We start from the raw sequence: 16,964 nt of genomic DNA, 5'->3' as shown, positions 1-16,964 counted from the left end.
CATACGGCTGTAACATTTGTGGGCACTCGGCAACAAACGGGGACACTCAGTGGTGTTCTGGGGACATGGTGTTCTTCCCTGTCTCGAGCTCTGAATCTGCGAGGGCAGGGGTGTCTGGGGTTCCTTCCCACGCATCGGCGATCTCCGGAAATTCCGCGGTATCCTCCCAGGAGGTAGGTTCTGGAGAGGTATCCAGGCCTGTACCGGAGCCCTCGCTTTCGTCACGGGTGATCTCTGTGGAGGGCACTTCGATGGGCGCTACGGCGGCGGGAGCCACGACTGCGGACGGAATAGCGACAGTCGGTTCAGCAGCCGGTTCCCTAACCGATTCGGTAACTGGTTCAGCGGTCAGCACAGCAGGTGCTGCAACGGCCGGTTCTGCCGCTGAACTGTCCGCTACCAGGTCTGCAATCACCACGCCAGTGTGGAGCAGCTTATTGTAGGCGCTGGCGGCAGAATGACGGTGCACCAGGTGCAATCCTAAACGGAACAGGTATGCCCGCAAGAGCTGTTGAGGCCATTCGGGCAGGTGACGCCAACGCTGTGGCAGGTCGGCATCTGCTCCCGCCCAATTCAGGGCATCCACCACTACCACTCCGGCAGCCCATGCCGGGTTATGCCAGTAGGGCACAATATCAGGAACCAGCGGAGCAGTACCCGGTGCAAAGAGTGTTCCGAACAGCATGTCACCATGGACAACTTGGGCAGGTGCGTGGATATCTTCTCGTAAATCTGCGAACTGTTGATAGAGCTCCACCCCGGCAGCAATGTCAGCCCGCAGGCCACCGTCTACTCCAGTGCCATGCGGCAGATAGTCCCGGAGTAGTTCCAGCCCAGCGGGGTGGAAAGCTGCCCGGTCCGCCATGCTGAAGTAGTCTGCCTCCGTCCAGGGAGAGGACGGGGCACCAACGAGGAAACGGGGACGTTCCTGGGTGGCGAGAACGTCATGCAGGCGGAGAGACGTAGCGATGACCTCATCGGGACGATTCTGCAAAGCTCCCGGACCGTAGTGGTCAGCCCGCCAGTCCCCCACAATTGTGCGACCGTCCGTAGCCCGGAACGGTCTGGCGATGCGGATTCCGGAAGGGTCGAGGGTGTCGCGGACGCGGGCAGACCAGGTAGCCCGGGCACGATCAGCCACTGGGGTTAGCACGATGGGGCCAGCGAGCACTCCTCCGCCCCAACCCCGGGGGGCAGGGCTGAGATGCGGATCACGCAAACCAAAAGCGTTGAGGACATTCGGAGAGGGCTGCAGCATACTCACGTCTTCATCCTACGTGCCGGGGGCGGGTTGTGGCCGGAGGAGACCCGGCGAGGCCGCTACCTATCAGGGCGAAGAGTGATTTCTCGGATACGCATCTGCAGCGCGTCGTAATACAACACCCGACCGAGTAGATTATCGCCCTGCCCCAAGAGGAGCTTCACGGCTTCTGTCGCCATGAAGCCACCGATAGTGCAGCAGAGCGCCCCCATAATGCCGGCGCCCGGTTCCCGAGAGGGAGCATCGGCGGAGGGCTCCTGTGGGTACAAATCTCGTAAGGTGACGGCTCGGGCTGGGTCGGGACATTGTTCCCAAAAACTCGTCACTTGGCCGCGCCAGTGCAGGACCGAGCCCATCACCTCCGGTACTCCCAACTGACGGGCGAGGTCGTTAACGAGGTAGCGGGTGGCAAAGTTATCGGTGGCATCCACCACCAGATCCCAGTCGGTCCCAAACTGGGCAAAGTCGCCGTCACGGAGACGAAGCGGAAAGGGTATGACGTTTACACCCGGATTGACTCCCCGCATACGCTGGGCGGCCGACTCCCCCTTTGGCTCCCCCACAGAAGCGGAGGAGTGAATCACCTGCCGCTGCAAATTAGAAAGATCCACCACATCATCATCGACGATACCAATAGTGCCTACCCCAGCTGCGGCCAGGTACAACAATACGGGAGAGCCCAAGCCACCGGCTCCGATGACAAGCACCCGGGCTGCGGAGAGGCGGCGCTGCCCCTCCTCCCCCACACCGGGCAAGTTGAGATGCCGAGCGTAGCGCCCTTCCTGGTCGGCGGTAAGTGGGTCGCCCACCGGGGCAAGGGGGGCAAGAGAGGCACGGGCGGAGGGCAGGAGGCGAGGTGTCATGTCTCCAGCATAGAAGCTGGGTGGGAACCCGTCACTGGTGTCGCGACTATTACTCGTAGTGAGGGAAAACTCTTAGGGGGTTTCGGAGACGGGAAGCTCTGGAAGCGTAGAGGCAGTAACGTTTTCCGGGTTGGGCCAGGAGTTGGGCTGACAGGTGGAGCTGGCGGAGAACCCGGGAGCGCTGGATAGACTCGGCTCAAGTGCCACAATGTCCGCATTGCGAAGGGTGAGGGTTTGCTGCATCATCACCGGGGCGACGCCATTGGCGGCTCCACATACTTCGTGCCCAAAGCCCAAACCATGTCCAAGCTCATGATTGATGACGTAGTAGCGGTAGCCGGAGAGGTCGTGGGGGAAGGTGGCGGCTCCACGGATGAAGCGTGCCATGTTGATGACGACTCGACGTGTCTGCGAGGACCAGCAGGAGGTTTCCACGGGAAGACTGTAGCCACACAGTTTGCGGGTCGTCAGCGGAGTAGCAAGGGTGAAGTGGAGGGCAGTTTTGCGAAGGTCAGCCCCTACTCCGGTGGGCTCTTTCTGGAGGGCAGCGAGACCTGCCGTGTCGAACTGGTGGAAGCTACGGTGTCCGCCGCTCACCCAACCGCGTGGGTCCCCCAATGCCGAATGCACCCACCAGGCAAAAGTGTCACGGCCACCGATCTGGCTGGTGTTGATGCCCCCCTCAATGTCGATGGTGTAGGGGATGGTGACGGCTCCGAGCGTGGCAGCGGCAATGGCATCTGCCACCGAGTTGGGGGCTCCCTGCCCTGGTGTGGTCACTGCGCTCGGTTCCATGCTGGGGGCGACGTGGAGTGGGTCGGTGACGAACTCCCCGGTGCCTCGCTCGGTGTAGGGGCCGCCCGCAGGGAGGGCTGCCGCAGCAACGATCGCAGCAAGGGCGGGGTCGGAGGGGCGGGCAGCTGAGTGACCGTCAGACTGTTCTACGGTGGCCGACTGGTGGCCAGTGGTGGTGTGTGTGGACTGTACGGCTTGGACAATACCCACGATGATGATGACCACGGCGAGGAGTGCCAGTAGCATGCCGCCAACCAGCCATGCTCCACTTCTTTTTGCCTGTTCAGAAGCGGCACTTGTAGATCTTGTGGAGTGTGGAGAGGGGTGTTGAGGAGCCACGGGCCATCCTTTTAATTTGAACCGAGTTCACTTCTCACCTGGCCGCCCTCCGGTAAGGTTCGAAGTAGCGGAGACGGTTCCTACCGTATCTGTGGGGCGAACTGTCAGCTCGTTGGCTGGCGAGGAGGTACAGAGTGAACACCACGTCTACTAGTCGAGTGTCGCGAGAAGAACGGCGCGAGGCAATTTTGGACGCGGCGCGTCGCCATTTTGTCTCTAACGGATACCACGGGACGGGTATGGATGATGTGGCCAGCACACTGGGGCTCAGTAAGCCCATCGTCTACCAGTATTTTTCTTCCAAGCACGATCTTTATTTGGCAGTGCTGGAAAAGGCGGGGGAAAACTTGGAGGAGACCATCGGCGCAGTGCTCAACCAGCCGGGCCGTAATCGTGATGTCGTGCAGGCGTCGGTGCGCGCTTTCTTCGAGTTCGTCGCCGATGACATGCAGTACTACCGGCTGCTTTTCGACTCCGACATGCTCGATGATGTAGATGCTGCGGAGCGGGTTGAGGGGGTGACGTCTGCTGTCGTGGAACGGATTGCGGCCCATATTGCGAGCGACACGGGGCTCGCTGCCCCGCAGGCTCAGGTGTTGGCTAGTTCAGTGGTGGGGGCAAGCGAGTCGGCAGCCAAGGCGTGGCTGCGAACGTCTCAGAGCGATCTGGATATCGACACAGCCTCCGACCTCATTGCGGGGATGATGTGGAGCGGTCTACGTGCGCTGCCGGCACAGCCGTAGCGCGCTGCCACCCAGTAGACACCACTACATAGTTTGCCAGGTGTGGTGACGGAGTGGCCGGCTCACGATGTAGGGCTAGTACCGTCGCTGTGGCTAGTTGGCGAAGCCAACTTTGCGACCTTCTTCGGCGGAGACCTCCGCGGCGACAATCTTGGAGGCGGCGACAACGTACTGGTGCTTCTTCACATCGGTAAACTCCAGGACACCGGCCTGGGAGGCGAGGGCGTCCTTCACCTGTGCTAGCACTGCTGCACCATCGTCCACCTGGGCAGAAATCTGGACGGGAGAGTCCTGCAGGGTGATCTTGACGGTGACGGCCATGGGTTCCTCCTCGGTGGGTGCAGGGTGGCAGGGTGCCAGTCTGCGGGGTTCTCTTCTGCCAGTGTACGCATGGCCTTCCAGGTCTGCACTTCTCCTTTGCTAGACTTAAGGCACGCCACCTGTTGAGTCAGGTTGTGAAGAAAGAAATGTGCGCGGCCTTCCATGCTTGTGGATATCTCTCCGCAAGTCGGCAGCTGAAGCAGTTCCCGGTGCTCGTCCGCTCTGAGTGTAAGAGGAGCGCAAGAGACGGTGATGGCTCTTCCCATCGTGAGCATCTCATCGTAAGTACCGTGCGGAACGCTTCCCCTCCCTTCTGGACGCGCGTGCCGATAGTTTTCGCGGAAAGCGAGGCGCCTGTTATGGCCCAACCCTCCAACTCTGAAGAGTCTCAGCAGCACGAGTCCGACCTGGACATGAATGTCCAGACGACGGTGCTGGATGATGGTGCAACGAGCACCGCTAACTCCCCTACTTTTGCCGCTTTGGGCGTCCATCCCGCTATTGTGGAGGCGCTCGCAGAAAAAGGTATTGACCATACTTTTGCTATCCAGGAGCTCACCCTCCCGCTGGCCATGGCCGGCCAGGATCTTATTGGCCAAGCCCGTACTGGCATGGGCAAAACTTATGGTTTCGGGGTGCCGCTGCTGCACCGATTGGTGACGTCTCCGGATCGTCCGCTGGACGGTACACCCCGTGCCCTGGTAGTAGTTCCGACTCGTGAGCTGTGCCTGCAGGTGGAAGAAGATCTTGCACATGCTGCCCACACCCTACGGGTGCAGGAACGGACGGAGGATGGCGACGAGACCGGCCGGGTACGTCCCCTGTCAGTTTTAGCGGTCTATGGTGGCACCCCCTACGAGCCGCAGATTAAGGCTCTGAAGAAGGGGGTTGATCTGGTAGTAGGTACCCCCGGCCGATTGATGGATCTGGCCCAGCAACATCACCTCATCCTTGGCAAGGTGGCTGTGCTGGTATTGGATGAGGCCGATGAAATGCTGGACTTGGGATTTCTTCCCGATATGGAGAAGATCCTTGGCATGGTTCCGGAGGATCGGCAGACGATGCTCTTCTCTGCCACCATGCCCGGACCCATCATCCGTCTCTCGCGATCTTTCTTGCGCCAGCCCACCCATATTCGGGCCGAGTCGGTAAATGCCTCTGCTACGCATGAGAACACCGTCCAGTTTGTGTATCGAGCCCACGCCCTTAACAAGACAGAGATGGTAGCGCGCATTCTGCAAGCCGAGGGGCGTGGTAAGACGATGCTCTTTACCCGGACTAAGCGCACCGCCCAGAAGTTGGCGGAAGAACTTGCGGAGCGCGGTTTCCGGGTCGCTACCGTCCACGGCGATTTGGGCCAAGTGGCCCGGGAAAAAGCTCTTGATGCATTCCGCGACGGCACCGTGGATGTGCTGGTGGCTACCGATGTGGCGGCCCGCGGTATTGACGTTGATGATGTCACCCACGTCATTAACTACCAATGCCCAGAGGATGACAAGACATATGTCCACCGCATTGGCCGTACCGGTCGTGCGGGCAACTCTGGTGTTGCTGTTACGTTGGTGGACTGGGATGACATTCCTCGCTGGATGCTCATCGACAAGGCCCTAGATTTGGGGAAGGGTGAGCCGGAGGAGACCTACCACACCTCCGAGCACCTTTACTCCGACCTCGGGATTGATCCCGACGTGAAGGGCGAAGTGGGCCCCGCACAGGAGCTCATTGGGGTGCCCACGCGGCGCCGGAGCCGAGCCCGGGATGGCCAGGGTGGCCGCGCTGGAGAGCGCGGTAAGCGCAATGGTGAGCGCCGCGAAGTACGGGGTCGGGCCCGCCAGCGGAAGCGCACTCGTGCTGGCGCCACCCAGGGGGCGGAGGTGCAGCAGGCTGCTCCTCCCAAGGAACACAAGACTGTTGCCAAGGATTCTGTAGATAAGAATGCCTCTGCTAGTTCCGCCAAAGAGACTGGCGCGCAGCAGAGCCAAGGTTCCCAACGGCGTCGGCGCCGCCGCCGTCGTAACCAGCATTCCTCCGCTGAGTAGGAGGCCAGGATGGCCGCCCAGCATGCTTCTGCTTCTCCTCGCCTGCGCCGCCGGTCCCGCCCTGTGCGGGTAGCGGCGGAACGCTATACCGTTCGCGATGTCGTTGCGGTGGCTCTCATAATGGTGGCAGTTGTCGTGTTGGCGGCGGTCACGTGGGTGACGGGAGGCCGGTCCCACGCCATTCTCGCCCGTGGCGGGCAAGTACAGAGTGGTGCTCCTATTACGCGTGAACCAACTGGGCTGGTCGTGGCGTGGCGGGCCCCATCTCCGGTGACCGCCACTCGGCTGGTGCGCGGTCCGCTCACCGCTGGCCCGGTGGTACTGACGGGCACGTTTGAGGCCGTTACTGCGCGCAGCCCGATGACGGGCGAGATGGTGTGGGAGTACCGGCGTGGTATCCCTTTGTGTGCGCTGGAAGCCGCGTGGGGCGGGGCGGTTACTGTCTGGGACTTCCCTGGTGGGTGCGGCGATGTCATGCTTATTAAGGGCGATGGCGGGCGGTATGGACCCTCTCGGTCTGGTTTTGCAGCTGGTCCACGTCGGATTGTGACCGGCGGACAGCATGTTCTTTCCTATGGACCGCACCAGGTGGAGTCCTGGCGCGCTGATTTGGTGCGAACAATGCTGGTGGGTCCCAGCGAAACTCCCTTGGAACCAGATCAAGCACAGCGGACGGTGTGTGACGTCGTGGATGCTACCGAGAATGATGACACGGTGGGTGTGCTGCGGCGGTGTCCTGGCGATGCCTCCCTGCGATTCACCTTCTTTAACGCTGTTCCGAAGGAGGATGTCACTCCTGAACTAGAGGGGAGCTGGTTGACGGGTGCGCACCATGGAGCGGTGCTGGAAGTCACTGATTCTCGAGCTTTGCTCTATTTGGCCGAACCTACCCCACGTTTTGTCGTGTTACGCCATTCGCGTCGGGAGGGTTCCGATGAAGCTGCGCGTACGACAGTGCGGGTGCTCGCGATGACTCGTGCGGAACATGGGCGGGCGGCGTTACCGGGTATTCCGATTGTGCGGACTGATAAGTCCCTTTTCTGGAATGACGGTGAGAATCTCTACGCTTTCGATGCGGAGACTCTTGCGCCGAAGTGGAGTGCTGCGCACGTGGTGGGTACACCGGGTATTCTGTCGAGCCTGATGGGTTCTCCACATTGGTTGGTCGCTCCGGTGCGTGGGGGGCTCGCATTGTTGGATGGAAATACGGGTAAGCAGGCTCGGTTGTTGCCAGTTGCGGGGCCGGCAATCCGCAAAGTTGTGGTTATTGGGGGCATGATTGTGGTCCAGCAGGGTGACACTATCCTGGGACTTTCGCCTTTATGGGATGTGCATTAGAGGTGTCAAATCAGGATTTGTGAAAAATCCTGTTGTTTACTCCCCGGTAACATAAAATCAGCACACAGATTGCGGTCCCTTTTTAGGACTTTCCCCAGGAAGTGCATTTACCTGCATTTTTAGAAAAAGTGAGACCCACTTCTCACATCTCATCTAGTGACTCAGATCATAGGTGAATTTACACTGTGGCTTTCGCCACATTAATGAAAAAATCTCTTGACATTCATCTTAATCGTGACAAGATTTAACGAGTGTGCAAAGAACGCCCCCGTTCTTCCCATAACTTCTCTAGCTTAGATGCAATAAGCAACTCCCCCCAAACTAACGACTGCAATATTTTGTGACTTTTTCAGTAAGGAGCATCGACTATGGATTGGCGCCATGAAGCACTCTGCCGCGACGAGGACCCGGAACTCTTCTTCCCCGTAGGAAATTCTGGTCCCGCGCTGGCGCAGATTGCCTGTGCAAAGCTGGTCTGTAATCGCTGCCCGGTGACCAACCAGTGCCTCGCGTGGGCCATTGAATCCGGTCAGGATGCCGGTGTCTGGGGAGGCATGAGCGAGGAAGAGCGGCGCGCCCTCAAGCGTCGTAAGGCTCGCGTCCGTGCCCGCAGCACCGTCTAATTACAGCCACTTCACGATCGCCCCACTTCTCCAGTGGGGCGATCGTTTTTGTCTAATTGCACTGAACCGCCCGGTAATGAAAGAATAATTCTCGTTCCAATTTGTACTGACACTTCGACGACCTCGTGGTTCGACTCGGAGGATGGTGCACACCAAACGAACCAAGGAGGCAACTATGGGAAAGCGTGGACGCAAGAAGCGCGCCCGTAAGGGCAGCAAGGCCAACCACGGAAAGCGGCCAAACTCTTAAGTCGCGGACAGGCTTGGTCTACCGAGCAGCCCGCTTAGAACGCTTCAGGCGCCTCCCGGATGCTTTCGGGAGGCGCCTTTTTCAACGCTGGGCTAGCTGTTGAGTTCTTCTCCATCAGCAGGCAGTTCACTGTTAGAACAGTGAATATACGATAACAGGCGAAGACGGAGATTTTCCGGAGCATGTTCCGCACACGCGTCATGGAGTTTCCCGCGCAGTTTCGATTCCACCTCGAGAAGCTCTGCGCCACACGGGCACTCCGCCAGTTCCTCCCCCACTTCTGCCGCCAACTCATCGTCATCGTCTAGCTGGTGCAACATTCGCTGTACTTCATAAATGACGACGGAGCAGTCCAACGAGGAGTAGTCCGACACATGGGGGTCCAATAGCGCGTAGGCGCGGTTCACCGGACAGGACGACGACGTGGGGTTACCGGAACATCCACAACCATTAGTGCCACAGTGGCTGGCATGCCCCTGCTGTTCGGCCAGCAAATTACGGCGACGACTGCTCACAGTTCTCCCCCCTCTCCACCAATACCGGCGGCTAGTGCGACATCTCGAAGCGACTCACGCAGCTGTTTCCGTCCACGGTGTAGACGAGACATGACCGTTCCGATGGGAGTGTCCATGATCTCTGAAATCTCCTTATAGGGCAGTCCCTCCACATCCGCGTAGTACACCACCATACGACGATCCTCCGGAAGCTCATTGAGCGCATGCTTAATAGTCTCGTCGGGGAGATTATCCAGGGCCTCTACTTCGGCGGACCGGAGACCTGTGGCGTGGTGGTTCGCTACCTCAGCAACTTGCGCGTCCGTCATCTCTTCCGCGGGGGAATGATACGGCTGGCGTTGCTTCTTCCGATACGTATTGATGTACGTATTCGTCATAATGCGGTAGAGCCAAGCTTTAAGATTGGTGCCTTCTTTATAGGAAGCGAAGGAGGAGAATGCCTTCGCGTACGTTTCCTGCACGAGGTCTTCAGCATCGGCAGGGTTACGCGTCATCCGCATTGCTGCACCGTAGAGTTGGTCCAAGAGAGGCAGTGCATCGCGCTCAAAACGTGCGGCCAACTCGGTAGGGTTTTGAGCGGAGCGAACTGGGGCAGAAGCGGTACTGACGGGATTAACCTTTACTAGCAATGCACGACACGAAGGGCGCCGGGCAGGAAGAGCACTACCCCTTAACCTTAATGGGTAAGGGTCGCTCTTAGCGAGCAGGACAGTGTCAAGAATTCGTACCGACTCTTGGTTCGACCTACACAAAATTGGGCTGTCTAGGATGCCAGTGGCCATTCTCCACCTCCTTCCATCCACCTCAACACCCCCCAAATAGGTGATATTCCGTCTCATACCAAGAGTTGCCGAGAGCGTACAAGTAAAGTGAAGGGCGTGAAAAAAGCTGCTTCAACCCCCGCTAACACCCCTGCTCTTGTTGCTCTCTCCCACACCTCACTCAACTACCGCGTGCACACCTACGAGAACGAGTCAGAACACTACGGCCAAGAAGCCGCACAAGTGATGGTGGATCGGCTGGGCATCGAACCGGAGCAGATCTATAAAACCCTCATCATTGAGCTTTCCGGCACCCTCGCCCCCGGTGAGTCACCCCTCGCAGTCGCCATTGTCCCCGTCACCACTACTCTCACCGTGAAAAAGGCTGCGACGGCTCTGGGCGCACACAAAGCACATATGGCTGCCGTTGCCCTCGCCGAGAAAACAACGGGATACGTGGCTGGCGGTATCTCTCCATTAGGCCAGAAGCGAGCACTCCGCACTGTTATCGACGAAAGCGCCTTGTTGTGGGACACCATTTTTGTGTCTGGCGGACGGCGCGGCTGCGACCTGGAGATCGCACCTGGTGACCTCATTACCCTAACGAACGCGATAGTCGCCGATATCGCAGCACAATAGCAGACCTGCCACACCCCTATGTACTAGTACATGCGCATTTTTATACCTCTCGTACAATTTCCTATATTCGCAGTTCTATACACATTTTACGAATAGAGCAGAGAGATTCTCGCGGCTACCGAATCGCCCAGCGCGAACGTAGAATAATTTTTTAGAGACAATGTGTCGCTTAAGCTATTCTTGAAAGAGAAAGACTAAGTGTAGTCAACCCTTATTAAGGCTCTTCACGTCCGTATCCGCAGAACACGGGATTGGAGTACTCCATGGCAAAGACCACGAAGACCAAGAAATCTCCGAAGGAACCACTGGGGACACGCGCTGGAACCTGCGTCATCCGCCTCGCCCTTCTCTTGGGACTCATCACCACCGCAACCACCGGAGGCCTCTTTGTCCTTCTCGGCACCGTCATTGACGCTGCCAACAACGGCACAGATGTCAGCGGTGGCACCATCACCGGCATCATTGTCCTGGCGCTCGTCTCCACCCTCATCGTCGGGTTCAGCCTCTTCCTCACACAGACCTCCGCCGTCTGGGAAGAACTCCACCTCCGGCACAAACTGGTCAGCCACCTCATGAGCCTCGGCACCCAGGAACGCTCCGCGGAACGCACCGGTAGCATCGTCAGCCTGCTCACCGACGATACCGAACGCATCTCCTATTACCGGCAGACCTTCCTCGGCCCCATGATCGGCTCCATGCTGGCCCCCGTCATCACCATCCTCATCATCGGCACCACCATCGACTGGGAAATCGCCGGCTGGCTAGCTCTCACCATCCCCGCAGTACCCATCCTCATCGGCAGCTTCGAAATGGTGTTCCGAAAAGTCTCTGGCAAGACCGTCAGTGCGCGTTGGGAACTCTCCTCCACCTACCTGGACGCCATCCAAGGCCTCACCACCCTGCGGACCTTCCGTGCCGCCAAGCGCATCTCCAGGCAACTCGCAGACATTGGTGAAAGCAACCGCGTCAGCATGATGAAACTCCTTTTCGGAAACCAGCTGGTCATCTTCATCGTCGACGCCGTCTTCTCCCTGGTCATGATCACCCTCTCCGCTTTCCTCTCCTACCAAGCCCTCCGCGACGGAGACATCACCATCGGCCAAGCCGTTGCCGTCGTCCTGCTCTCCACCATCATGCTGGAGCCCCTCGACCGCATCGGCCAATTCTTCTACGTCGGTATGGGAGGCCTCGCTGCCCAGCGCAAAGCCCGCGCCTTCCTCGCCGAAAAACCCGCCTATCACATCATCAGTGACGAAAAGCGGGCCACCGATCCCACCGTTCACCAGGAGGCCGCTGCCAGCGCACAGCCCGGCGCCATCACCCTCCACAATGTCACCTTCGCCTACAGCGCCGACGAGGACGCCAAACAGGTCCTCCGCAACCTCAACCTCGACATTGCCCCCGGCGAACATGTGGGCCTCATCGGCACCTCCGGGGGCGGAAAATCCACCCTTGCTGGGCTCGTCCTGGGCGACCTCGTTCCCCGCACCGGCTCCGTCACCGTTGACGGAAAGATCGTGGGCGAAGTCCCGGCCGCACAGATCCGCTCCGGTACCGCCGCCGTCAACCAAACCACCTGGCTCTTCACCGGCACACTGGCAGACAACCTCCGCATCGCCAAAGCCGATGCCACCCAAGACGAAATGTGGCAAGCACTCGACACCGCCGCCCTCGCCGAAGATGTCCGCACCATGCCCGACGGCCTCAACACCGAGGTTGGCGAACGTGGCTACTCACTCTCCGGTGGCCAAGCGCAACGCCTCGCCATCGCCCGCGCTATCCTCGCCGATGCCCCCATTATGGTGTTTGACGAGCCCACCTCACACGTCGATATCAACTCTGAAGCGGCCATCCTCGCCGCCATGGAAAAGGTAGGCCGCGGCAAGACCGTGCTCACCATCGCCCACCGCCCCACCGCCCTCCGCGACGTGGACCGTATCCTCGTCCTCAAGGACGGGGAACTCGCAGAGGAGAAGCAGTCATGATCAAGCGTTCCGAACTCGCCCGCCAACTTGTCAGCGTTACCAAACCAGTCATGTGGCCGCTCATCCTGAGCACCCTCTGCCGCATTGTCGACCAGGTGCTAGGGATCATCCTCCTTTCCCTCGGCGCCTGGGGACTCGTCACTATCGGACTCGAGTACACCCACCCTACCCCTGACACCGCCACCATCAGCCACACCGCCGGAGTAACCTTCGGATGGATGATCGGCATTGCCTTCATCAAGGCCCTCATGCGCTACCTGGAGCAATTCCTCGGACACTTCTGTGCTTTCCGCTCCCTCGAACTCCTGCGCACCGACTTCTTCAACAAGATCTGGCCGCAGGCCCCCGCCATCCAACACACCACCAAATCCGGTGACCTGCTGGCCCGCGCCACCAAAGACAACGACCGCATTGAAGTGTTCTACGCACATACCGGCGCCCCCGCCGTTGCCGCCGTCGTCGTACCCCTGGGCGCCCTCATCTGGCTCGGCGCCAGCATCAGCTGGATCGCCGCCCTCATTATCCTGCCCTTCGTCGCCCTCGCCGCCTACGTCGTACCCTTCACTTTCTCCGGCCCCGCGCACCGCGCCGCCCGGCACATGCTGCGTGTCCGCGGCGACCTTACCCAGCACCTCACCGACACTACCCAGGGTATGCGGGAAGTCCTGGGCTTCGGTTACGGCCCCCGCCGCCTCACCGAAACTGATGCCATCTCGCAGCAGGTAGGCGAAGCAGCCTTCGCAAACCGCCTCACCTCCGGCATCCGCCGCAGCCTCTGCGAAGGATTACGTCTCTTCGCCGTCCTCACCACCGTGCTTGTCGAAGCAAACGCCGTCCGCGACGGAAGCCTCAGCTTGCCCGATCTCGCCATCTGCGCCACCGTAGCGCTATGCGTCTTCACCCCCGCCCGCGGTACCGAAGACTTCGCAGACGACCTGGAACGATCCTTCGCAGCCGCCGAGCGTATGAGCATCATCAAGTACCGGGAGCCCTTCGTCCCCGAAGGCGGCGACCCCATGCCCGAGGGTCCCATCAACACCATTAGCTTCCGCAACGTCACCTTCACCTACCCAGGAATGACCGACACGGTGCGCGACCTCGATGACGCCGACCGAGGGGTCACCGTCCAACGGGTACGCAAGCAAGCTCTCCGGGATGTCTCGGTAGACTTCCCCGGCGGCCAACACACCGCTGTCGTGGGAGTTTCCGGATCCGGCAAATCCACCATGGTGCACATGCTGCTGCGTCACTTCGATCCCGATGCTGGTGAAATCACCATCAACGGTGCACCCACCACCCGCATCAATCCCGATGACCTTCGTACCGCCGTCACCGAAGTGAGCCAAGCCAGCCACCTGTTCAACACCTCCATTGCGGAGAACCTACGCCTGGCCAAAATCGATGCCACCGACGACGAGCTATGGGACGCCCTCCGCGTTGCGGGAATGGAGCACGACGTGCAGAACAGCCCGCGCGGTCTGGACACCCCAGTGGGTGAATTCGGCACCGAACTGTCCGGTGGCCAGGTGCAACGCCTCACCATCGCCCGTGCTCTCCTCACCGATGCCCAGGTGCTGGTGCTGGACGAGTACACCTCTCACCTCAACCAAGAGCTGGCCCACCAGGTTGGCGAGCAGGTGAAGGCAGCGCGCCCCAACGCCACCATCATCGAAATCACCCACCAGCCAGCCAGCGCCCTCGACGCCGACAACGTCATCGTCATGGAAGCAGGCCGCATCGTGGAACAGGGCGAACCACACGCATTGGCGGCAGACAAGAACAGCATTCTGGCTCGTCTACTGCAACGCTGGGATGATATGGAAGCTGCTGCCACACAGCACTAGCCGTCTCTCCCCCGCCCCCCGCAGCCACCACCCCACGATGCACACAACCTCACAGCCCCTCCATGTGCCGGGTGGCAGCCCCTCACACCGAACCCCGCTGCCACCCGGCGCGTGCGATAATGGAGGTATGAGTCCCACCTTGTACGCCGCACCCTACGGTGCCACCCCCGTGTCCGCCACCGTGCACGTACCCGGCTCCAAGTCGATCACCAACCGTGCCCTCCTCCTCGCTGCACTAGCAGACGGCCCCTCCACCATCACCGGCGCACTCCGCAGTCGCGACACCGACCTCATGATTGAGGCCCTGCGGAGCCTTGGCACAGAGATCATCGACGTCATCCCTGACAATGCCCGCGATAGCTACATCACCCAGGTAGGCAAACGCCCCCGTGCCACCACCCTGCACGTCATCCCGCACCCCTTGACCGGTGGCCACGTCTACTGCGGACTCGCTGGCACTCTCATGCGGTTCCTCCCCGGTGTAGCTGCTCTCGCCACCGGCGACACCTACTTCGACGGTGACGAACAAGCCAAACAACGCCCCCTGGCCACAGTGCTTGACGCCCTCCGGGACCTCGGCGCCACGATCGCCGGCAACAACCTCCCCTTTACTGTCTCTGGCGCTGGCACAGTACACGGCGGTCACGTCACTATTGACGCCTCCGCCTCTAGCCAATTCGTCTCTGGCCTCATGCTCTGTGGCGCCCGCTTCACGCACGGCGTCTGCATACACCATGCCGGCGATAAAGGTGTCCCCAGCCAACCCCACCTTGTCATGACCATGGACATGCTCGCCAAGCACGGCATCCACGTCGACACGACTACCCCCAACACCTGGTTAGTTCCCGCCGGTACACTCCATGCCTACGACTGGATGGTCGAGCCTGACCTTTCCAACGCCACCCCCTTCTTGGCGGCAGCCGCCGTCACTGGAGGCAGCGTCACCATCGCTGACTGGCCCACCGATACCACCCAGCCAGGCAACTCTATCCGCGACATCCTCACCCAGATGGGCTGTCGGGTAGAGCTGAGCGAAGCAGGCCTCACCGTCACCGGCCCACGGCAGCTGCACGGCATCACGCTCGACATGCACAGTATGGGAGAACTGGCCCCCACTGTCGCCGCATTGGCTGCCTGTGCCGACTCCCCCACCGAACTCAGCGGCATCGCCCATCTTCGTGGACACGAAACCAACCGATTGAACGCCCTCGTGGTGGAGATCAACCGTCTGGGTGGCAATGCGGAAGAAACCCCCGACGGGCTTATTATTCGCCCTGCCCAGCTACAGGGGGCCGAATGGCGCAGCTACGCCGACCACCGTATGGCCACCGCGGGAGCCATCGTCGGCCTCCACGTCCCGGGAGTCACGGTCCACGACATCGAGACCACCAGTAAAACCCTTCCCGGGTTCGCCGCTGCCTGGAGCACCCTGACAAGCACCGACAAGCCGCCCCTGGAGCAGGTCCACACCAGCACCTCCAGCGCACCCCAACACACAATGGAGGTATGGCTCTGAGCGCCCAGCGTCGCGGCCGCAGCACCCGCGATTACGACGAGTCCGATGTCAAGGTACGCGCCCAGCGCACCTCTCGCCCTCGCACCAAAAAACGCCCCAATTACCAGGACGCCGTCACCGCCCGCATTATTACCATCGACCGCGGCCGGTGGGGGTGCGCACTCCTCTCCGACGCACCCTGCAACACCGGTGACCCCACCAGCGGGATCAGCCCTGCCGGCACCCGTATCACCTGCATCCGCGCCCGCACCCTGGGACGCGAACGCATGGTCGTGGGCGACATCGTCGACGTCGTAGGCGACCTCTCCGGCAGTCCCGATGCCATTGCCCGCATCGTCCGGCTCCACAACCGTGACACCGTCCTACGCCGCACCGCCGACGACACTGATCCCTACGAACGGATTGTGGTGGCTAATGCAGACCAGCTCCTCATCGTCGTCGCCGCCACCAATCCCCCGCCCCGAGAAGGGTTCGTCGAACGTGCCCTCATCGCCGCCTATGCAGCCGGTATTCGCCCAATCCTCTGCATGACCAAGAGCGACCTGGCCAACCCCACCGGCTTCCTCACCCAGTTCACCGGGCTCGACCTTCCCTCCATCGTATGTGGCAGAGACGACCCGACCGACGAACTCCTCACCTATCTCGAAGGACACGTTACTGCTCTCATCGGCCATTCTGGGGTGGGCAAATCGACACTCGTCAACCGGTTGGTTCCCGCCGCGGAACGGCCTACCGGGGAGGTGTCCAAGGTAGGGAAAGGCCAGCACACCTCCACCCAATCCATGGCGTTGGAGCTGCCGGGTGGCGGCTGGGTCGTAGACTCCCCCGGCATCCGGTCCTTTGGTCTCGCACATGTAACGGTTGAGACCGTCGTCAATGCCTTCGATGACCTGTCTACCCTGGCAGCGGATTGCCCGCGCGGCTGTACTCACCGGGGTGAACCCTTTGATAAAGGCTGTGCCTGGGATGCTGCACTGGCGAAAAACCCCGCCGATTCGCCGCTGGCCCGCCGGATTGAGGCAGTCCGTCTACTTCTTATCGCCCTCCATAGCAATGATGCGTGGGCCTTGGGTATCAACCAAGTCTAGACGACACTAGACGACACACGGCGCAACGAAGAGTGTATGCTTCC

Annotated in this window: 16 protein-coding genes; 10 read left to right on the top strand and 6 right to left on the bottom strand. The window is 60.5% G+C overall.

What is annotated here, in order from left to right:
* Positions 1 to 46 precede the first annotated feature (46 nt).
* From IY73_RS06270 to IY73_RS06260, 3 genes are all read right to left on the bottom strand, one after another.
* The gene (locus tag IY73_RS06270) at positions 47 to 1,258 is read right to left on the bottom strand and encodes a TIGR02569 family protein (RefSeq protein ID WP_053979086.1); all 1,212 of its coding nucleotides are present in this window, start codon (positions 1,256 to 1,258) and stop codon (positions 47 to 49) included.
* 62 nt (positions 1,259 to 1,320) lie between these two features.
* Positions 1,321 to 2,124, bottom strand: coding sequence for a HesA/MoeB/ThiF family protein (locus IY73_RS06265; protein WP_053962330.1), 804 nt, complete (start codon positions 2,122 to 2,124; stop codon positions 1,321 to 1,323).
* A gap of 72 nt (positions 2,125 to 2,196) precedes the next feature.
* Entirely contained in the window at positions 2,197 to 3,258 is a 1,062-nt protein-coding gene (locus IY73_RS06260) for a DUF3152 domain-containing protein (RefSeq protein ID WP_148417769.1), read from the bottom strand.
* Positions 3,259 to 3,392: 134 nt separating this feature from the next.
* On the opposite strand from IY73_RS06260, the gene IY73_RS06255 reads away from it, so the two are divergent.
* Positions 3,393 to 4,001, top strand: coding sequence for a TetR/AcrR family transcriptional regulator (locus IY73_RS06255; RefSeq protein ID WP_158408652.1), 609 nt, complete (start codon positions 3,393 to 3,395; stop codon positions 3,999 to 4,001).
* Between the two features lie 93 nt (positions 4,002 to 4,094).
* Here the strand turns inward: IY73_RS06255 and IY73_RS06250 are convergent, their stop codons facing one another.
* Complete coding sequence (locus IY73_RS06250; RefSeq protein WP_053962327.1) at positions 4,095 to 4,322, bottom strand: DUF3107 family protein; 228 nt, start codon at positions 4,320 to 4,322, stop codon at positions 4,095 to 4,097.
* Between the two features lie 359 nt (positions 4,323 to 4,681).
* Here IY73_RS06250 and IY73_RS06245 point away from each other — a divergent pair, with 359 nt between their 5' ends.
* The 4 genes from IY73_RS06245 (at position 4,682) to IY73_RS08825 (ending at position 8,572) form a co-directional block, all read left to right on the top strand.
* Positions 4,682 to 6,361: a DEAD/DEAH box helicase gene (locus IY73_RS06245; protein ID WP_082346607.1), complete on the top strand. Its 1,680-nt coding sequence runs from the start codon at positions 4,682 to 4,684 to the stop codon at positions 6,359 to 6,361.
* A gap of 9 nt (positions 6,362 to 6,370) precedes the next feature.
* Complete coding sequence (locus tag IY73_RS06240) at positions 6,371 to 7,699, top strand: Rv3212 family protein (protein WP_053962326.1); 1,329 nt, start codon at positions 6,371 to 6,373, stop codon at positions 7,697 to 7,699.
* Between the two features lie 368 nt (positions 7,700 to 8,067).
* Positions 8,068 to 8,322, top strand: a complete 255-nt coding sequence (locus IY73_RS06235) for a WhiB family transcriptional regulator (RefSeq protein WP_053962325.1) — start codon at positions 8,068 to 8,070, stop codon at positions 8,320 to 8,322.
* A gap of 175 nt (positions 8,323 to 8,497) precedes the next feature.
* Positions 8,498 to 8,572, top strand: coding sequence for a 50S ribosomal protein bL37 (locus tag IY73_RS08825; RefSeq protein WP_148417879.1), 75 nt, complete (start codon positions 8,498 to 8,500; stop codon positions 8,570 to 8,572).
* A 92-nt stretch (positions 8,573 to 8,664) separates the two neighbouring features.
* On the opposite strand, the gene IY73_RS06230 is transcribed toward IY73_RS08825, so the two are convergent.
* Both IY73_RS06230 and IY73_RS06225 read right to left on the bottom strand, forming a co-directional pair.
* Positions 8,665 to 9,087, bottom strand: a complete 423-nt coding sequence (locus tag IY73_RS06230; protein ID WP_148417767.1) for a hypothetical protein — start codon at positions 9,085 to 9,087, stop codon at positions 8,665 to 8,667.
* Positions 9,084 to 9,647: a sigma-70 family RNA polymerase sigma factor gene (locus tag IY73_RS06225; protein ID WP_237023727.1), complete on the bottom strand. Its 564-nt coding sequence runs from the start codon at positions 9,645 to 9,647 to the stop codon at positions 9,084 to 9,086. The genes IY73_RS06230 and IY73_RS06225 overlap by 4 nt, the downstream gene beginning before the upstream one ends.
* Positions 9,648 to 9,965: 318 nt before the next feature.
* Here IY73_RS06225 and ybaK point away from each other — a divergent pair, with 318 nt between their 5' ends.
* The 5 genes from ybaK to rsgA all read left to right on the top strand — a co-directional run bounded on the left by ybaK (position 9,966) and on the right by rsgA (position 16,920).
* A complete protein-coding gene (ybaK, locus tag IY73_RS06220) occupies positions 9,966 to 10,487 on the top strand; it encodes a Cys-tRNA(Pro) deacylase (RefSeq protein WP_053962737.1) in 522 nt (173 codons plus the stop codon).
* 263 nt (positions 10,488 to 10,750) lie between these two features.
* The gene (locus IY73_RS06215; protein ID WP_053962322.1) at positions 10,751 to 12,472 is read left to right on the top strand and encodes an ABC transporter ATP-binding protein/permease; all 1,722 of its coding nucleotides are present in this window, start codon (positions 10,751 to 10,753) and stop codon (positions 12,470 to 12,472) included.
* Positions 12,469 to 14,316, top strand: coding sequence for an amino acid ABC transporter ATP-binding/permease protein (locus tag IY73_RS06210; RefSeq protein WP_053962321.1), 1,848 nt, complete (start codon positions 12,469 to 12,471; stop codon positions 14,314 to 14,316). Before IY73_RS06215 ends, IY73_RS06210 begins: the two co-directional genes overlap by 4 nt.
* 127 nt (positions 14,317 to 14,443) lie before the next feature.
* A complete protein-coding gene (aroA, locus tag IY73_RS06205) occupies positions 14,444 to 15,832 on the top strand; it encodes a 3-phosphoshikimate 1-carboxyvinyltransferase (protein WP_063665782.1) in 1,389 nt (462 codons plus the stop codon).
* Positions 15,823 to 16,920, top strand: coding sequence for a ribosome small subunit-dependent GTPase A (gene rsgA, locus IY73_RS06200; protein ID WP_053962320.1), 1,098 nt, complete (start codon positions 15,823 to 15,825; stop codon positions 16,918 to 16,920). The genes aroA and rsgA overlap by 10 nt, the downstream gene beginning before the upstream one ends.
* The last annotated feature ends 44 nt before the right edge of the window (positions 16,921 to 16,964 follow it).

The sequence above is a fragment of the Lawsonella clevelandensis genome, from assembly GCF_001293125.1.
GTDB lineage: Bacteria > Actinomycetota > Actinomycetes > Mycobacteriales > Mycobacteriaceae > Lawsonella > Lawsonella clevelandensis.
Note: the sequence above shows the minus strand (reverse complement) of the source record. Positions and strands in the feature narration are given on the sequence as shown.